Annotated in this window: 16 protein-coding genes; 6 read left to right on the top strand and 10 right to left on the bottom strand. The window is 73.9% G+C overall.

All coding sequences use genetic code 11. The features are described 5' to 3' along the window. Positions 1–145: 145 nt before the first annotated feature. Positions 146–1,423 (top strand): DUF1343 domain-containing protein, encoded by a 1,278-nt coding sequence (locus ABZ340_RS14560; RefSeq protein ID WP_358782110.1) that lies wholly within the window; start codon positions 146–148, stop codon positions 1,421–1,423. A gap of 121 nt (positions 1,424–1,544) precedes the next feature. Here ABZ340_RS14560 and ABZ340_RS14555 read toward each other — a convergent pair whose 3' ends face one another. Next, entirely contained in the window at positions 1,545–4,409 is a 2,865-nt protein-coding gene (locus ABZ340_RS14555) for a penicillin acylase family protein (protein WP_358782109.1), read from the bottom strand. 263 nt (positions 4,410–4,672) lie between these two features. Here ABZ340_RS14555 and ABZ340_RS14550 point away from each other — a divergent pair, with 263 nt between their 5' ends. Next, entirely contained in the window at positions 4,673–5,275 is a 603-nt protein-coding gene (locus ABZ340_RS14550) for a hypothetical protein (protein WP_358782108.1), read from the top strand. Between the two features lie 103 nt (positions 5,276–5,378). Then, a complete protein-coding gene (locus ABZ340_RS14545; protein WP_358782107.1) occupies positions 5,379–6,116 on the top strand; it encodes a 3-keto-5-aminohexanoate cleavage protein in 738 nt (245 codons plus the stop codon). 309 nt (positions 6,117–6,425) lie between these two features. Here the strand turns inward: ABZ340_RS14545 and soxR are convergent, their stop codons facing one another. Continuing rightward, a complete protein-coding gene (gene soxR, locus ABZ340_RS14540) occupies positions 6,426–6,923 on the bottom strand; it encodes a redox-sensitive transcriptional activator SoxR (protein WP_358782106.1) in 498 nt (165 codons plus the stop codon). A 153-nt stretch (positions 6,924–7,076) separates the two neighbouring features. On the opposite strand from soxR, the gene ABZ340_RS14535 reads away from it, so the two are divergent. Then, positions 7,077–7,538, top strand: coding sequence for a MaoC family dehydratase (locus ABZ340_RS14535; protein WP_358782105.1), 462 nt, complete (start codon positions 7,077–7,079; stop codon positions 7,536–7,538). Between the two features lie 27 nt (positions 7,539–7,565). Here ABZ340_RS14535 and ABZ340_RS14530 read toward each other — a convergent pair whose 3' ends face one another. The 3 genes from ABZ340_RS14530 to ABZ340_RS14520 all read right to left on the bottom strand — a co-directional run bounded on the left by ABZ340_RS14530 (position 7,566) and on the right by ABZ340_RS14520 (position 9,822). Further along, on the bottom strand, positions 7,566–8,210 hold the full coding sequence (locus ABZ340_RS14530) for a TetR/AcrR family transcriptional regulator (protein WP_358782104.1): 645 nt from the start codon (positions 8,208–8,210) through the stop codon (positions 7,566–7,568). A gap of 102 nt (positions 8,211–8,312) precedes the next feature. Beyond that, positions 8,313–8,600 (bottom strand): YiaA/YiaB family inner membrane protein, encoded by a 288-nt coding sequence (locus ABZ340_RS14525; protein ID WP_358782103.1) that lies wholly within the window; start codon positions 8,598–8,600, stop codon positions 8,313–8,315. Positions 8,601–8,670: 70 nt separating this feature from the next. Next, entirely contained in the window at positions 8,671–9,822 is a 1,152-nt protein-coding gene (locus ABZ340_RS14520; RefSeq protein ID WP_358782102.1) for an acyl-CoA dehydrogenase family protein, read from the bottom strand. Positions 9,823–9,937: 115 nt separating this feature from the next. Here ABZ340_RS14520 and ABZ340_RS14515 point away from each other — a divergent pair, with 115 nt between their 5' ends. Beyond that, positions 9,938–10,597 (top strand): TetR/AcrR family transcriptional regulator, encoded by a 660-nt coding sequence (locus ABZ340_RS14515; RefSeq protein WP_358782101.1) that lies wholly within the window; start codon positions 9,938–9,940, stop codon positions 10,595–10,597. 34 nt (positions 10,598–10,631) lie between these two features. After that, positions 10,632–11,354, top strand: a complete 723-nt coding sequence (locus ABZ340_RS14510) for a winged helix-turn-helix domain-containing protein (protein ID WP_358782100.1) — start codon at positions 10,632–10,634, stop codon at positions 11,352–11,354. A gap of 166 nt (positions 11,355–11,520) precedes the next feature. On the opposite strand, the gene ABZ340_RS14505 is transcribed toward ABZ340_RS14510, so the two are convergent. The 5 genes from ABZ340_RS14505 to ABZ340_RS14485 form a co-directional block, all read right to left on the bottom strand. After that, positions 11,521–12,843 (bottom strand): MFS transporter, encoded by a 1,323-nt coding sequence (locus ABZ340_RS14505; RefSeq protein WP_358782099.1) that lies wholly within the window; start codon positions 12,841–12,843, stop codon positions 11,521–11,523. A 290-nt stretch (positions 12,844–13,133) separates the two neighbouring features. Then, positions 13,134–14,219, bottom strand: a complete 1,086-nt coding sequence (locus ABZ340_RS14500; RefSeq protein WP_358782098.1) for a Zn-dependent alcohol dehydrogenase — start codon at positions 14,217–14,219, stop codon at positions 13,134–13,136. Between the two features lie 119 nt (positions 14,220–14,338). Next, on the bottom strand, positions 14,339–15,727 hold the full coding sequence (locus ABZ340_RS14495; protein WP_358782097.1) for an aldehyde dehydrogenase family protein: 1,389 nt from the start codon (positions 15,725–15,727) through the stop codon (positions 14,339–14,341). 135 nt (positions 15,728–15,862) lie between these two features. Beyond that, complete coding sequence (locus ABZ340_RS14490) at positions 15,863–16,342, bottom strand: DUF3574 domain-containing protein (protein WP_358782096.1); 480 nt, start codon at positions 16,340–16,342, stop codon at positions 15,863–15,865. A gap of 47 nt (positions 16,343–16,389) precedes the next feature. After that, on the bottom strand, positions 16,390–17,754 hold the full coding sequence (locus tag ABZ340_RS14485) for an MFS transporter (protein ID WP_358782095.1): 1,365 nt from the start codon (positions 17,752–17,754) through the stop codon (positions 16,390–16,392). Between the last annotated feature and the right edge of the window lie 67 nt (positions 17,755–17,821).

Genomic DNA, 17,821 nt, shown 5'->3' with positions numbered 1-17,821 from the left:
ATGGGGGAAGGTGTCCGCCGGGGTATTCCCCGCGGGGTTCCCGCGCCTTTCCCGTGGCGTTCCGCGGTCCGCCTCGTTCCGCGCGGCCCGGACGGGCGCTAGCGTGCGTGGGCATGTCAGCCGCCGCGCTCCCGGAGGTCACCGCATGAAGCTGTCCAGACGGACCCTGCTCGCCACCACGGCCGCGGTGGCGGCCGGCACCGGCACCGGAACCGCCCAGGCGGCCCCCGCGGGCGGCGGGCGGCTGCGCACCGGCTTCGAGCGGCTGGCCGCCGACGGCTACGCCCTGCTGGAGGGGCAGCGCGTCGGCGTCGTCACCAATCCGACCGGGGTCACCGGTGGGGGCACCTCCCGTGCGGGCGAGGCCGAGAGCGGGGGAGTGCGGCACATCGTCGACGTGATGCACGCCGACGACCGCGTCGACCTGGTCGCCGTCTTCGGCCCCGAGCACGGCTTCCGCGGCACCGCGCAGGCGGGCGGCTCCGAGGGCCGCCACGACGACCCGGCGACCGGTCTGCCCGTCTACGACACGTACCTCAAGAGCGGGCAGCCGCTCGCGGACGTCTTCACCGCGTCCGGCGTGGACACGATCGTCTTCGACATCCAGGACGTGGGCGCCCGCTTCTACACCTACATCTGGACCCTGTACGACTGCATGGAGGCGGCGCGGCTGGCGGGCAAGCGGTTCGTGGTCCTGGACCGGCCCAACCCGGTGACCGGGCGGGCGGCGCTGGGCCCGGTGCTGCACAAGGAGTTCGCGACCTTCGTCGGGCGGCAGCCGATCGCGCAGGCGCACGGCATGACGGTCGCGGAGCTGGCGCGGCTGTTCAACGGGGAGTTCCTCACGGCGCCGGTGCCGCTGGAGACCGTACGCATGTCGGGGTGGAAGCGGTCGGACTTCCACGACGCCTCGGGGCTTCCCTGGGTGCCGCCGAGCCCGAACATGCCGACGCCCGACACCGCGCTGGTGTACTCGGGAACCTGCCTGTTCGAGGGCACGAACCTGTCCGAGGGGCGGGGCACGACCCGGCCGTTCGAACTGCTGGGCGCGGAGGGGATCGACGGGCGGTGGGCCCAGGCGGCGAACGAGCTGCGCCTGCCCGGTGTGCGGTTCCGGGAGGCGTACTTCGCGCCCGCCTTCTCCAAGTTCCAGGGGAAGACCGTCGGGGGCGTGCAGCTCCATGTGCACGACCGGGCGGCGTTCGATCCCGTACGCACCGGGATCGCGCTGCTGGTGACCGCGAAGCGCGTGTGGGGCGGCTTCGCCTGGCGACCGGATCACTGGATCGACAAACTGACCGGTTCCGCGCGCGTGCGCACGATGATCGACGCGGGGGCGGACACCGACGCGGTGGTGGGCGCCTGGCAGGAGGAGCTGGCGGCGTTCCGGCGGGTGCGGGCGGAGTACCTGCTGTACCGGTGAGCGCGGTGCCGGGCGGAGGGCCCGCTGGAGCGATGGGCGCGGTGCCGGACGGAGGATCCGCCGCAGCCGTGAGCGCGGTGCCGGGCGGGCGCCGGAGTGCCGGTGCCCGCCCGGCGCGCGGTCAGCGGTGGGAGGTGAACTCGACGACCTGCTGGTAGGTCGGCCGGTTCTGCCAGCTGATCCCGCCGTGCCCGATGCCGCCCAGGGCGCGGTGGACGACCGAGTCGGCGCACCACTGGTCGCCGGCCGCGCAGTGGTCGTCGCCGGGGTAGACCTGGGCGGCCGTCTTCGCCGCCGCCTCCTTCAGGGTGGCGAGCAGCACGTCCCGGCAGGCGGCGAGGTCGCCGCCGCCGCAGTACGCGCGGGCCAGCGGTCCCCGCACCGGTTCGCCGAGCACCGCCCTGATGTCCTTGTCGACATGGCTCCACCAGCCGTACTGGAAGGCGCTCCCGGCGTGCGCGCCGGTCGGGCCGTGCGCGGCGGACGGGGACTCGTCGACCGGCAGGTTGCGGGTGAAGGCCGTGTACAGCCCGCTGCCGAGGCCCGGTTCGAACTGGGCCTTCACCAGCAGCGGCCACCAGGCGTCCAGGAGACGGATCGCGTCCGCGTGGGCGTACGTCCTCGAACCGGCCGACGTCTCCGTGCGCTTCGCGCCGGCCGCCACCCACGCGCGCAGCCTGCCGGCGGCCGTCGCCGCCGCGGGGTCGGTCACCGGTGCGCTGTCGATCACCTTCAGCAGCTTCGGTACGACGCCCTCCGCCCGCAGGTCGGCCAGTCCCGCGTCCGCCATCGCCTTGACCAGCGCGGCCCGGGTCACGCCGCCCTCGGCGACCAGTTTCCGCACCCGGTCGTCGAGCAGGTCGCCGCGGTGGACGGAGCCGCTGCCCCAGGACGCGGCCGCGTAGTCCTCGGCCACCTTGTTGTTCCAGGAGATGTAGTAGTCCTGGTCGCGGGAGTGGGGGTGGGCCGAGGCCGGGGTGTACCGGGCGTCGTTCGTCGCCGGGTCCCAGTCGCGCCACTCGTACGCCGGGGCGGCCCACACCGGGAACTCGGCGTCGACGCCCGGGGCGCGCACCGGGTTGTCGCCGCTGTTGTGGTACGCGGTGTGCTCGGAGTCGGCGTAGAACCAGTTGAAGGTGTAGTTGATGTGCCGCGCCGCGCTCTGGAAGGCGTCGGGGCCGGTCAGGAAGCCGGGGTCGTTGAGCATCTGGAAGCCGATGATCGAGTCGACCTCGTGCAGGAAGGACGAGCGCAGGGTGGTGTAGGCGACCTTCTTGCCGCCGACCGTGGCGCGGGACTCCACCGGCCCGTACCTGGTGCGCCAGGCCCGCATCGTGTAGGAGCCGGCCGCGGTGCCGTCGGCGACGGTCGGCTTCCAGGCGTTCTTCTGCTCGACCTTCTCCATCGGCGTGCAGACGCCGCGGTACAGGTAGTGGTGGTCGTCCTGGCACAGTTCGACGGCGTAGGTGTCGATGACGTCCTGGCCGGAGGTGGTCGCGCTCCACGCGTAGTCCTGGCCGCGGCCGAGTTCGACGTACATGCTCAGGCCCGCGAAGGAGGCGCCGCGGGCGCTGAGGCCGGGGCCCTGGATCTCCTGGAGCATCAGCAGCTGGGGCGCGAAGTAGCCGGTCTGCGGGCCGAAGACGGCGATCGGGTGGCCGCTCGCGGTGTGCTTCCCGCTGACGACGAGGGCGTTGGACATGCCGCGCCGGGCCGAGCCTGCGGCGGCGCGGGCCGCCTCCTTCCCGGCGCTCTCGGCGCGGACGGTCGCCGCGCTGCCGGTGCGGTCGAAGACCAGCGGCTCGGGGACGACCGAACCGGCGTCGGGCAGGGCCCGGCCCTGCGGGTCCCCGGGCCGCGTGGCGTACGGGAAGCTGCCGTCGTGGACGGTGAGGACCGCCTCGGGGTCGTTGCGCTGGCGGAAGGACTCCCACACCTTCGTGCCCTCTTCCACGCCGTACTTCTCCTGCGCGGCCAGCAGCGACAGGGCGTTGTTCACCTCACCGCCGCCGCCGGAGCCGAACAGGGCGCCGATGACGGAGGCCAGGGCGACCAGGTCGGTGGGCTTGAAGTGCTCGATGGTGCCGGCGTTGGTGATGCTGTCCTTGTGGCCGGTCAGGACGTACTCGCCGGGGAAGTGACGGCCCTTGTCCGCGGCGTCGATGTAGGCGTTGATGCCGTCGATGTAGGCGTGCACGTCGGCGAGGGCCTGCCGGCCGCGTTCGCCGTTCGCGGCGACGGCGTGGTCGATCTGGGCCTGGAGGTCGGCCTCGGTGTACGGGGCGTTGCGCCAGAACTGCTGCTCCAGGCCCTGGTTGGCGGGGGCGCCGCCCGCGAACGACGTCAGCCGCCCGCGTCCGACGTGGCGGAAGACGTCCATCAGCCACAGCCGGTCCTGGGCCGCCGCGTAACCGGCGCCGAACTCCGTGCCGTAGCGGGTGGTTCCGGTGATGTGCGGGACGCCCGTCTTCTTGTCGCGGACGATCGTCACGTCGTCGCGGCCGGCCGGGCGGACGGTGGAGGCCACCTGGTCGGCGGGTACGCCGAACGAGGCGTCGTTGAAGAACGTGCCGATGGTGTCGTCGGTGAGGGACGGATAGCCCGTGGCGAGCCTGGCGTAGGGGCCGAGCTGGTCCCCGGCGTGCGCGGGCCGGGTGCCGAGGGCCTGGTGGAGCAGGATCTGGGCGAGGGTGGCGTTGCCGTTCTGGCCGGGCGGCAGGATGTCGGAGCACCGGCCGCCGCAGTGGTCGCCGGCGGCGGCAGCGGTGGCGGTGGCGGACGCCGGGGCGTCCTGGGCGTCCTGGGCATCTGGGGCTCTTGTGGCCGCTGTTCCTGTCGCTTCCGCCGTTCCCTCCGCCACCGCCGGGGAAAGCGGTGACAGAAGAGCGGCTGTCAGCACGCATATCGATGCGGCCTTCAGGAACCCGGGGATTCCGCGAGGAGTTCTCAGTCTGTCGAGGGTGGTGCGCGACGTGCGGCGTGGCATGGCAGCTCCTCCCGACGAGGGTGTGCCGGACGTTACCGCCGGTATCCCCGAGATTGAAGATGAGCATGCGTCACTTTTCGGAGACAGCAGAACAGGCACACGGTTCGCGTCGGCCGACGCGCGGGCACCTCGGCCGGCTTATGGGGGCCATCGGAAAACGGATGGAGCCGAATCGCGTGTCGACACGTCTACTCGGCGACGTCCGTACGACGACGCCGCATGACCGGAATACACAGATGCAGGTGTGACGGAGGTGCAGGGCGATGGCCGGTTTCCGGAGTCTGGCAAGACAGGTCCGCGATCCGCGGTGTGATCTGGCGTTGCGGCGCTACTCGCTGCGCAAGTGCCTTGAGCGGTTCGCCCCTTACGGGCACAGGGCGACCTGGGACCATCTGTGCTCCCGGTGGGGGTTCGATCCGGAGGACAGGTCACCGGATCCGGCGCGGCTGGTGGCCGCGATGGACGAGCTGGAGGAGGCGCGAACGGTCTGGCTGGCCTACGAGGTGGAGTTCGCCCGGCGCCGCAAGAGGGAGAAGCACGACGGGCTGCGCAGGCCGGGCAGCGTGGACGACTGGCACCGGCTGACCTGGGGCGGCTTCGGCGTGGCGTGGTGCGACGACCCGCGGCTCCATCCCCGTGGGCCGCTGGCCGAGGTACTGCGCCGGCTGATCGCGGCCCTGGAGCGCGAACCGGGTGCGGTCTGCCCGGTGTGCGAGGGCGAGCGGCTCGTGTGGAAGTACGGTCTGGCGCACGAGCCCTCGGCGGGACCGGTCTGCGCGGACTGCGGCATCCTGGTCCCGCGGCCCGTCCTCACGTCCGAGGCGCTGGCGGGTGCCAGGCGGGGGCGGGAGCTGGTGCCGGCCTGAGCCGCCGCCCGGGCGAGGGGGCGGGCGGGGTGCGGGGGGTGATGCGTTGCCGCGCCCCCTGTGCCCGCGGGTCGTCCCGAGGACGCCGGGGCAGGATCGGGGCATGACGCAGGTGTGCCTGAACGGGCCCCGGGGGTCCGCCGACGGTGCGGTGGTGCCGCTGACGCCGGAGACGATGGCCGCGTCCGCGGCCGGGGCGGTGGCGGCCGGGGCCACGGACGTCCACGCGCATCCCAAGACGCCGTGCGGGCAGGACACGTTGTCGCCCCGCGTACTGGCGGTGACGCTCGCGGCGATACGGGACCGGGTGCCGGCGTCCGTCCCGGTCGGCGTGACCACGGGCGCCTGGGCGGAGCCCGATCCCGACGCGCGGGTCGCGCGGATCCGGAGCTGGACCGTCCTGCCCGACCACGCGTCCGTCAACTGGCACGAGCCGGGCGCCGAGCGGGTCGCCGCCGCGCTGCTCGACCGGGGCGTGGGCGTGGAGGCGGGCATCCGGTCCGGGACGGACGCGGCCGCCCGGTTCGCACGGTCGCCGCTGGGCCCGAAGGTGCTGCGGGTGCTCGCGGAGGTCACGGACACCGACCCGGCGACGGCGGAGGCATCGGCCCACGCCCTGCTGTCCGGCCTCGGCACGGCCCACGGCCGCCCGCTGCTCCTGCACGGCGAGGACGGCGGTGCCTGGCCGGTGCTGCGGCTGGCGGGGAGGCTGGGCCTGGCGACCCGCATCGGCCTGGAGGACACGCTCCTCCTGCCCGACGGCCGGCGGGCGGAGTCGAACGCGCGGCTGGTCGCCGCGGGGCTGGCCGAGTGGCGCTCCGCGCGTGGACACCGGCACTGACGTGCCGTTCGTCCCGTTCACCGGCATGCCGCTCAGCGCCGCCCCCCCTCGCACCACCGCCCGGCCTCCGTCGGCGCATGCCGGAAACGCGCCGCACCATCACGGGGACCGCACGCCACGACCCGGCACCGGCCCACCCCTCACGGCCGCCCGCAGGCCGGCGCCCTGCGGCGGGACGTGGCGGGGGCGTCCGGCCGCTCGGGCGCACCGAGCGACCGGACGTACCGAGCAACCGGACGTACGAGTGACCGGGCGTACGGCGTACGGCAGGCCGCGGGCCCGCGCACCGGCCGCGGCGCGCCCGGCCGTTCAGGCGCAGGACCCGCCGCGCTTCCGTGCGGCGGCGGCACCGTTCCGTTCCATCAACAGGCGGGAGCCGGTGGCTCGTTCGCCGAAGACGTCGTCCGGGTTGGACAGCACGCAGGTGTCCAGGGACAGGCAGCCGCAGCCGATGCAGTCGGTGAGGTGGTCGCGCAGCCGGTTCAGCTGTGTGATGCGCTGGTCCAGTTCGGAACGCCAGGTCTCGGAGAGGCGGGCCCAGTCCTCCCGGGTGGGCGTGCGCTCCTCGGGCAGCTCGGCGAGCGCCTCCCGGATCGTGGCGAGCGGAATGCCGACCCGTTGCGCGGCGCGGATGAAGGCGACCCGGCGCAGGGTGTCACGGCTGTAGCGGCGCTGGTTGCCCGAGGTGCGGCGGCTGGTGATCAAACCCTTGGACTCGTAGAAGTGCAGGGCGGAGACGGCGGCGCCGCTGCGCGCGGCGAGCTGGCCGACCGTGAGCTCGTGGATCTTCTCTGGAATCTGGGGCACTCCTCGAACCCTACCGACTCCGGCTCTCCCCCTCCGTTGACACCGCCCGCACGACCGGAGCATGCTAAGCAGTCGCTTAGAGTAGGCGGCACGAGACCGACACGAGGACCAGAACCCAGGGCATCACGACCCTGTGACGCGGGAGGCCGGGACATGGCAGAGCCGAGGATCTTCACCTCCGCCGACGACCTGAGGGCGGCGGTGGGCGAGCAGCTGGGGTACACCGACTGGCTGGAGATCGACCAGAAGCGGATCGACCTGTTCGCGGAGGCGACCGGCGACCACCAGTGGATCCACGTCGACCCGGAGAAGGCCGCCCGGGGCCCCTTCGGGACCACCATCGCCCACGGCTACCTGACCCTCTCCCTGCTGCCGCTCTTCGGACCGCAGCTGATCCGGGTCGAGGGCGTGAAGATGGGTGTCAACTACGGCACCAACAAGGTCCGTTTCCCCTCCCCCGTGCCGGTCGGCTCGCGGCTGCGCGCCACGGCGACGATCACGGGGGTCGACGACGTGCAGGGCGGCGTCCAGGTGACCGTCGCCTTCACCGTGGAGCGCGAGGGCGGCGAGAAGCCGGTGTGCGTGGCGGAGTCCGTCTCGCGCTACTACCTCTGAGTCGCCTCCGGGCGGCGGCGCCGGACGCTACCCCTGAGCGGACCCGGGCCGCTTCACCCCCACCATCCGCAGCACGAGGTCGGCGTAGAGCGCGCCGACCTCGTCCGGCGTCCGGGGGCCGTTGATGTTGAACCAGCGGGCGACGTCGATGCACAGCGACAGCACGGCGAGCGTGGTGCCCTGCACGTCCGCCACGTCGAACTCGCCCGTCGCCACACCGTCCTCGATGATGCCGCGCACCTCGGCGTCGACCTGGCGGCGCAGCGCGAGGATCTCGGCGCGGGCGTCCGGCCCGAGCGCGTCCAGTTCGTACTGGACCACGCGCGCGGTGGTGCGCCGCCCCGCGTGCCAGCGGACGAAGGAGCTCACCGCGTCGGCGAGCCGCTCGGTGGCGCTCCCCTCGCCCCCGGCCGCCGTGCGCAGGATGCTCAGCGCCTTGTCGTGGCCGATCCGGCTGATGCGGTGGAGCAGTTCTTCCTTGGTCTTGTAGTGGATGTAGAGCGCGGCCGGGCTCATGCCGGCGCGGCCCGCGATGTCGCGGGTGGTCGTCGCGTGGTAGCCGCGCTCGGCGAAGGCCTCCACGGCGGCGACCAGCAGCCGCCGGGCCGCATCCGGGGTGACCTCGCCCCACGGCTCGACGTCGCCGCCCGCCGTCTCCTCCGCCGTACTCATCGCTCGCTCGCCCCTCTCGGTGACAGGAGCTCCACCATACCGCCGAAGGTGAGCGGGCGCTTAGCGTGGCCGCTCGGCGGAGTACGCCGCCCGCCGGGCCGGTCACAGCTTCTCGAACGGGTCGTGTTCGGCGAGCAGCTTCTCCAGGCGCGCCTGGTCGACACGGCTGACGATCTGCCCGGCCTCCTGCCGGTCGCGGATGACCTTGGCCAGGGTGAAGGCGGAGGTGACCAGGTACAGGACCGCGATGCCGAGGAAGGCGCGCACCCAGGCGTCGGCCTGGAGGTTGAAGATGCCGATCGCGGTGGCGGCCAGGGCGACCGCGAAGGAGGCGACGGCCTGCCCGTAGAAGGCGGCCGTGCCCTGCTGCTTGACCGGTGTGTCGCTCATGGGAGAAGCATCGGCGGACGTGGGCCGCGCCACATCCGCCGGGATACTCAACAACGCACCGGGGACGTACTCAGAAGGCCGAGACCCCGGTCAGCGCCCGCCCGATGACGAGCTTCTGGATCTGGCTGGTGCCCTCGTAGAGGGTCATCACGCGGGCGTCGCGCAGCAGCTTGCCCGCCGGGTACTCGTCGATGTAGCCGTAGCCGCCGAAGACCTGGAGGGCGTTGTTGGCGGCGCGGACGGCGGCCTCGGAGGCGAACAGCTTGGCCTTGGAGGACTCGACGGCGAAGGGCTGCCCGCGGTCGATCAGGTCGGCGACCCGCCAGGTCAGCAGCCGGGCGGCGTCCACGTCGACGGCGATGTCGCTGATCAGTTCCTGGACGAGCTGGTGGCGGGCGATGGCCTTCCCGAACTGCTCGCGCTCTCCGGCGTACTTCACGGCCGCGTCCAGAGCCGCCTGGGCTATGCCGACGCAGCCCGCCGCGACCGACATCCGCCCCTTGGCGAGGGCCGACATGGCGACCGAGAAGCCCTTGCCCTCCGGCGCCACCATCGCGGAGGCGGGGACGCGGACGTCCTCCAGGACCAGCTCGGCGGTGGCCTGGCCGCGCAGGCCCAGCTTGCCGTGGATCGTGCGGCGGGTCAGGCCGGGGGTGTCGGTGGGGACGAGGAAGGCGGAGACGCCCTTGTGGCCGGGGGCGTCGGTGGAGCGGGCGAAGAGCAGGACGACGTCGGCCCAGGTGCCGTTGGTGATGAACATCTTGGTGCCGTTGATGACGTAGTCGTCGCCGTCGCGCACCGCGCGGGTGGAGAGGCTGCCGGCGTCGGAGCCGGTGCCCGGCTCGGTCAGGCCGAAGCAGCCGACGTACTCGCCGGAGGTGAGCCCCGGCAGCCAGCGGCGCTTCTGCTCCTCGCTCCCCCAGGCGGCGATGGTCTTGGCGACCAGGCCGAGGGAGACGGAGACGATGCCGCGCACGGAGGAGTCCCCGCGGCCGAGCTCCTCCGTCACCAGGCAGTACGCCAGGTGGTCGCCGCCCGAGCCGCCGTACTCCTCGTCGATCGTCAGCCCGAGGAAGCCGACCTCGCCCAGCTTCTTCACGATCGAGCGGTCGACCTCCTCCGTGCGGTCCCAGGCGACGACGTGAGGGGTGATCTCCCGCTCGACGAAGTCCCGGGCGAGCTGCCGGACGGCGGTCTGCTCCTCGCTGAGCTCCAGGTTCATGCCGAGTCACCCCACAGAAAGACGGACAGAGGACGGATGGCGCGAGCCGTAGCTTGAAAGCCGTACATTTAAATTAGCACTGCTAGTTTCCGGTCGCAGCCCTACTATGTGCGCCATGGCCCGACCGCGCAAGCCCCTGCTCAGCACCGACCGCATCGTGGAAGCGGCCCGTGCCCTGGTCGACGCGGAGGGCCTCGCGGCCGTCTCCACGCGCCGGCTCGCCGCGGAGCTGGGGGTCAGCGGGCCCTCGCTCTACAACCACTTCCGCACCAAGGACGAGATCCTGGAGGCGGTCGCCGACTCGGTGAGCGCCCAGGTCGACCTGTCGATGTTCGAGGACGGCCGGGAGTGGCGGACCGCGCTGCACGACTGGGCGGTCTCCTACCGGGCCGCCCTGCGCGACCACCCCAACATCGTCCCGGTCCTGGCCCGCGGTCCCGGCCGCCGCCCGGCCGCACTGCGCCTGGCGGACGCCGTCTACGGCGCGATGGTCGACGCGGGCTGGCCGCCCGCGCAGGCGACCTCCATCGGCGCGCTGATGCGGTACTTCATCATGGGCTCCGCCCTCGGCTCCTTCGCCGGGGGTTTCGTGGACGACGCGAGCGCCTACGACCCGGCCGACTACCCGCACCTCGGGCAGGCCCACCTGCTGGCCGAGCAGCAGGAGAAGATCGACGAGCGGGCCTTCGAGACCGGGCTGACGGCCCTGCTGGACGGGCTGGCGCAGCAGTACGAACAGGTGAAGCGGCCCACCCGGCCCGCCCGGCCCGTCTAGGACCCTTCGGTGCGCGCCGAACGGTCCCTGCCCCATGCTGGGACCCATGGCCGAGAACCCCCAGGCGGCACCGCTGGCGCGGCTCGCCGCGCTGATCGCCGACGAGACACGGGCCGCGTGCCTGCTGGCGCTGCTCGACGGGCGGGCGTGGACCGCCGGTGAGCTGGCCCGGCACGCGGGAGTCGCCGCGTCGACGCTGAGCGAGCACCTCGGCAAGCTGGTCGCGGGCGGTCTGCTCGCCGAGGAGCGGCAGGGGCGGCACCGGTACGTACGGCTGGCCGGCGCGCGGGTCGCGCAGCTCGTGGAGGACCTGGCCGCGCAGGTCGCGCCCCAGGCCGCGGCCCGGCGTCCGCGCACCCTGCGTGCGGCGGGCGCCGGGTCGGCGATGGCCCGCGGACGCACCTGCTACGACCATCTCGCCGGGCGGCTCGGGATCGCGGTGACCGACGCGCTGACCGCCCGGGGGCTGCTGCGGCAGGACACCGGCTTCGCGCTCACGGACGCCGGCCTGGCCTGGTTCGGCACCGCCGGCATCCGCCTCGACCGCACCGGCCGCCGTCCCCTCGCCCGCGCCTGCCTGGACTGGACCGAGCGGCGGCCCCATCTCGCGGGCGCCGCGGGCGCGGCCCTGTGCCGGCACGCGCTGGACACCGGCTGGTGCGTGCGCATCGGCTCCGAGCGGGCGGTGAAGGTGACGCCGGCGGGTGAGCGGGCGCTGTCCGAACTGCTCGGCATCGAGGCGGCGGCGCTGCGCTGAGCATCGGCGCCCTGCCTGCCGACCGCCGGCCACTGACCGTCGGCAGGCGGGTGTGCCGCGCGTCCCGTACCGGCCGTCCTGTTACCGCGGCGGGTGTGCCGCGCGTCCCGTACCGGCCGTCCTGTTGCCGCGGCGGGCGGGGCCGCGGCCCGCGACCGCCTCGCGGTCAGCGCGAACGCGCCCTGCCGGCGAGGACCTTGATGGACACCAGGGCGATCACCGCGAGCGCGATGATGTAGCCGGAGACGGCCATCGACGTGCCCGTCGCCTCCAGCAGCAGCACCATCACGAAGGGCGCGAGCCCGCCGCCGCCGACGGCCGCGATCTGGTAGCCGAGGGAGGCGCCGGTGTAGCGCATCTCGGCCGTGAACAGTTCGGCGAACAGGGCGGCCTGAGGGCCGTACATGACGCTCAGGAAGCAACTGGCGACGAACGTGCCGACCGCCAGCCACAGCAGCGAGCCGGTGTCGATCAGCAGGAACAGCGGTACGGCCCACAGGGCGAGGCCGGCCGCGCCGAGCGCGTAGATGCGGATGCGGCCGATCCGGTCGGACAGGGCGGCGGAGGCCGGGATCAGCACGAGCTGGGTGAGGCTGACGCAGAGGGAGACGGTGAGCACCGGCCCGCGCGCCATGTCCAGTTCGCGGGTGGTGTAGTCGAGGACGCCGGTGATGAGGATGTAGAACGTCGCGGTGTTCACGGCGAAGGAGCCGCCGGCCAGGAACACCGTGCCGAGGTGGCCGCGCACGATCGTGCGCAGCGGCGAGGTGCGCTCGCCCTTCTCCTTCTCGGCCAGCGCGCGTTCGGCCTGCCGGAACTCCGGGGTCTCCTCGACGCGGGTGTGGATGTACCAGGCGAGGCCCAGGACGAGCAGGCCCACCAGGAACGGCACCCGCCAGCCCCAGGACTCGAACGCCGGCTCCGAGACGAGGGCACCGGCCAGCAGGAAGACGCTGTTGGCGGTGACGACCCCGATGGGGACGCCGAGCTGGACGACGCTGCCGTAGACGCCGCGTCTGCCCTCGGGGGCGTACTCGGTGGCCAGCAGCATCGCCCCGCCCCACTGGGCGCCGACGGCGACGCCCTGGACGACGCGCAGGAGGACGAGCAGGACCGGCGCGGCGACGCCGATCGTGTCGTACGTGGGCAGCAGGCCGATGCCGGTGGTGGCCAGGCCCATCAGGGTGAGCGCGAGGACCAGCATGGGCTTGCGGCCCTTCTTGTCGCCGAGCTGCCCGGCGACGATGCCGCCGAGCGGGCGGGCGAGGAAGCCGACGGCGAAGGTGGCGAAGGAGGCCAGCACTCCGGCGGTGGAGCTGCCGGAGGGGAAGTACAGGTCGCCCAGGACGAGGGCGGCGGCGATGCCGAAGACGAAGTAGTCGTACCACTCGACGGCGGAGGCGAGGGCGGCCGCCGTGGCGACGCGGCGGCGGTTGCGGTCCGCGGGGGCGGTGGGGGTGAGCGGTCGAGCGGATGGTGCCGTGTCCATGGGGTGCACGCTCCGGGGGTGCGGGGACGGAACCTGTGGGGGGCGGCTCGGGTCCCGGGAACGTACTGACCGGACGGTATGGCCGTCAACGGGTTGTGCGGCGGCAATTTCCGCCCGCCCGTGTCGCGGCACCGGGGACGCGGGCACGCCGGGGACCCCGGCGTCTCGAAGACGCCGGGGTCATGGGGTCGGCAGGTCCTGGGGTCGGCAGGCCCTGGGGCGGGCAGCCTCTGGGGCCGGCAGACCCGGAGGCGGACAGGTCCTGGGGCGGGCAGGTCCTGGGGCGGGTGCTAGAAGACGACCAGCGCCCGTCCGCCCTTGCCCGCCAGCATGTTCTCGAAGGCGGCCGGGATGCCGTCCAGGGCGATGCGTTCGGTCACCAGGACACCCAGGTCGAGGCGGCCGGCGCGGACGTGGTCGGCCAGCACCGGGAGGTCGCGGGCCGGGTCGCAGTTGCCGTAGACGCAGCCGGACAGGGTCCGGCCCCAGTGGAAGATCTCCAGTGCGTTGAAGGTGACCTGCTGGTCCTTGCCGCCGATGCCGACGACGGTGGTGCGTCCGCCGCGCCGGGTGGATTCCCAGGCGGTGCGGATGGTGGCGGCGCGGCCCACGCACTCGACGGCGACGTCCACGCCCTGCTTGCCGGTGAGGGCGCGGATCTCGCGGGCCGTGGTGTCGGAGGCGACGACGTAGTCCGTGGCGCCGGCGGCGCGGGCCAGCTCCTCCTTCTGCGGGGAGACGTCGACCGCGACGATCTTCGAGGCGCCCGCGATGCGGGCCGCCTGGAGGGTGGCCAGCCCCACTCCCCCGACGCCGAACACGGCCACCGTCTCGCCCTGCCGCACCCGGGCCGCGTGGTGGACGGCGCCGTAGCCGGTGAGGACCGCGCAGCCGAGCAGGGCGGCGTCGGTGAGCGGGATGCCGTCCGGGGCGGGCAGGACGCAGGAGGCGGAGACCACGGTCTCCTCGGCGAACGCGGCGACGTTCAGGCCGGGGTGCAGCTCGGTGCCGTCGTCGGCGCGGCGGGCGTGCACGCCGGCGGCGCCCGCCAGGGCGTTGACGCACAGCCAGACCTCGCCCAGCGAGCAGGGGTGGCAGGTGCCGCAGGACGGCGCCCAGTTGAGGACGACGCCGTCGCCGGGCGCGACGTGGGTGACCCCCTCGCCGACGGCGACGACGGTGCCCGCGCCCTCGTGGCCGAGGACGGCGGGGACCGGCACCCGCATGGTGCCGTTGGACAGGGACAGGTCGGAGTGGCAGACCCCGGCGGCGGCGAGCCGGACGCGGACCCGGCCGGGGCCGGGCTCGGGGAGGTCTATCCCGGTGATCTCCAGCGGGGCCCCCAGGGCGGGGACGACGGCGGCGCGGACAGCCATGGATTACGGCACCTCTCCTGAAACTGGAGGGACGGAACGGGAGGGACTGGAACAGGACTGGGGGACCGGAACAGGACTGGGGGACCGGAACAGGACTGGGAGGACCGGAACCGGCAGGGCTAGAACTGGAGGGACTTGGTCTGGAGGTACTCCGTCAGGCCGTGGACGCCGAGTTCGCGCCCGACGCCCGACTGCTTGTACCCGCCGAAGGGCGCCAGCGGGTTGAACCGTCCGCCGTTGATGTCCACCTGGCCGGTCTCCATGCGGCGGGCGAAGGCGACCGCCTCGGCCTCGTCCCCGGCCCAGACGGCACCGGCGAGGCCGTAGACCGTGCCGTTGGCGATCCGCAGGGCGTCCTCCTCGTCCTCGTAGGCGAGGACCGACAGGACCGGGCCGAAGATCTCCTCCTGGGCGATGGTCATGTCCGGGGTGACGTCGGCGAAGACGGTGGGGCTGACGAAGTAGCCCCGCTCGCGCGGCGCTTCGGGCCCGCCCGCGACGAGGCGGGCGCCCTCGGCGAGCCCCTTCTCGATGTAACCCCGCACCCTCGCCTGCTGCTTGGCGTTGACGACGGGGCCGATGCGGTCGCCGTACTTGGCGGCGGCGTCCGCGGCCAGCCCGACGGCCTCGTCGTACCGGTCGCGGTGGACCAGCATCCGGGTCCAGGCGCTGCACGTCTGGCCGGAGTTGGACATGACGTTGGCGACGCCGACGTTGACGGCCCGGGCCAGGTCGGCGCTGGGCAGGATGACGTTGGCGGACTTGCCGCCGAGTTCGAGGGCGACCTTCTTGACGGCGGCGCCGGCGATCGCGGCGATCTTCCTGCCGACGGCGGTGGAGCCGGTGAAGGAGACCAGGTCCACGCCGGGGTGTTCGGCCAGGGCCTGGCCCGCGACCGGACCGAGGCCGGTGACCAGGTTGAAGACGCCCGCCGGGACACCGGCCTCGTGCACCGCCTCGGCGAACAGCTGCGCGGTGAGCGGCGTGTCCTCGGCGGGCTTCAGCACGAGGGTGCAGCCTGCCGCCAGCGCCGGGGCGGCCTTGGCGACGATCTGGTGCAGGGGGTAGTTCCAGGGGGTGATGGCGCCGACGACGCCGATCGGCTCCTGGTAGACGGTGGAGTTGCCGACCTTCTCCTCGAAGGCGTACGCCGCCGCCAGCTCGGCGTACGAGCCCGCGACCGCGATCGGCGCCCCCACGTGCACGGTCTGCGAGAACTTCAGCGGCGAGCCCAGCTCGGCGGTGACGGTCTCGGCGATCTCGCCGGCGCGGGCCACCAGGACGTCCCGCAGGGCCGCCAGGCGGGCGGCGCGCTCGGCGGGCGGGGTGGCGGCCCAGCCCGGCAGGGCGGCGCGGGCGGCCCGTACGGCGGTGTCGACGTCCACGGCGTCGCCGGCGGGGACCTGGGCGATCACCTGTTCGTCGGCCGGATTCACCACCTCGATCACGTCCCGGCCCGCGGCGGGCCGCCAGGTGCCGTCGATGTACATGCCGTCGTGTGCCTTCATCGCGTTCCCTCCGGGCGGGCCTCGTCGTCCGCGCCCCAAACTAGCGCTGTTAGTTTTCCGGCACCAGGGGTGACCGTCATGGCACGGCTCACCCGGCCCGGACCGACACCGGAAGCCGGGATCGGAAGACGGAGGTCAGAAGTCGGCCCTGACCCGCAGGTCCACCCGGCCGACGGACTCCTGGGCGAAGGTCTTCTCGTAGGCCCGGCGGATCTCCTCGATCCTCCGGTCGCTCTCCGCCGCCCGCGCCGCCGGATACAGCAGGGTCAGTTCGTACGACCGCTCCTTCTGGATCCGCCCGCTCGCGTCGCGCCACTGCCCGCGCCCGCTCTGCACGGTCAGCCCGTCCGGGAAGCCGGGCGTGACCTCCTCGTCGACGAACGCCGTGAACTGCTCGTCGGTGACGGCCGGTCCGCCGTCGGACCGCTCGGTGCCGAAGAGGAGCCGGGTCTCGGCGTACGGCGCCCCGCGCGCCGGCGCGGAGGCGGCGGCCACGGCGGAGGACGTGCCGTCACCGTCGCCGTCGAGGGTGGCGTACGCGGTGGGCGCGGCGACGGCCAGGAGGAGACCGGCCGTCACGAGGGCCGTACGGCCCCGGGTGAGAGGGGAGTTCATGCCCCCTTCCCTACCCGGGCGCGGGCCGTCCGCTCACACGCGCCGCCTCATCGCCGGCGGATGGTGCGCCGCGGTGCCCGCACCCGGCGGGAGCCCGCGGAGGGCGGTTGCCCCTCGGCCTGCCCGGTCGGTCCGCCCTGTCCGCCCCGTCCGTCCCGTCTGTCCTGCCCGGTCGGCCCGTCCTGCCCGCCCTGCCCGGTCGATCCACCCTGCCCGCCCTGTCCGGCCGACCCGGCCTGCCCGGTCGGTCCGGCCGGGGAGCGCAGGGCGACGCCCGCGGAGAGCAGCAGCAGGCCGCCGAGCAGGACGAAGGGGGCGGCCACGCCCGCGACACCGGCGACCAGGCCCGCGCCGGCGGGTGCGGCGACCTGGCCGAGGCGGTTGCCGGTCAGGCGCAGGGCGAGGGCCGTCGAGCGGGCGCCGTCGGGGGCGGCCTGGACGACGGTCGTCATGGACAGCGGCTGGCCGACGCCGAGGCAGAAGCCGAGGGCGACGAGCATCACCGCCAGCGCCCACACCGGCACCGGCAGCGCGACGCCCGCGCACAGCAGGGCCGCCAGCAGGCAGGTCACGGTCAGCAGAAGGGTCCGGCCCAGCAGCCGCAGCAGGGGCGTGAGCACCAGGCGGCAGGCGATCGTGGCCGCCGCGCGCAGACTGAGCAGCACGCCGACGACGGAGGGCGCGATGCCGCGGTGCTCGCCGACCACCGGAAGGTAGGCGGTGAGGATGTCCGTCGCGGACAGCACCGACAGGCTGACGAGGATGCCCGCCGGCACGCCCCGGGCGCGCAGGATGCGCCGGACCGGCACCCGCTCCCCGCGCCCGGAAGGGGACGTGACGGCCGTGGGGCCCTCGATGCGCCACAGCGAGGTGAACGCGACGGCGGCGCCCGCCCCCGCGGCCAGCAGGGCGAGCGCGCTGCTGCCGGCCATGTCGTGGCCGCCGATGAGGGCCCCGGCGGCGATCGGGCCGACGAGCTGGCCGAGGGAGGCGCCGATGGTGAAGTGGCCGAAGTTGCGGTCCTGTTCGTGCGGCGCGGAGCGGCGGGCGACCAGCGACTGGGCGCCGATGACGAAGCAGAGGTGGCCGAGGCCCATCACGCCGCTCCACAGCGCCATCGTCCACAGGGAGTTGGCGACACCGCTCAGCGCGCAGCCGCCGGCGATCAGGAGCACACCGGCCGGCAGCAGCGGCGCGCAGCGGCCGTGGTCGGTGCGGCGGCCGAGGGGCACGGCGGCGAACAGCGGCAGCAGCGCGTACACACCCGCGATGACGCCGACCGCCCGCTCGTCCGCGCCGAGTGCGAGGGCCCGGTAGGAGACGGCGGGCCGGGCCATCGACACCGCCCCCTGCGCGCAGCCGAAGGCGATGACGAGGCGGAGCAGCCAGCCGCGGCTCCCACCGGGCTCCATGGTCGTGTGTCCTTTCGGGGAAGGCCGGGGAGGAAGGTCCGGGAGGCCGGACCGGGGGTCCGGGAGG

The sequence above is a fragment of the Streptomyces sp. NPDC006134 genome, assembly GCF_040628835.1.
Taxonomy (GTDB): Bacteria; Actinomycetota; Actinomycetes; order Streptomycetales; family Streptomycetaceae; genus Streptomyces.
Note: the sequence above shows the minus strand (reverse complement) of the source record. Positions and strands in the feature narration are given on the sequence as shown.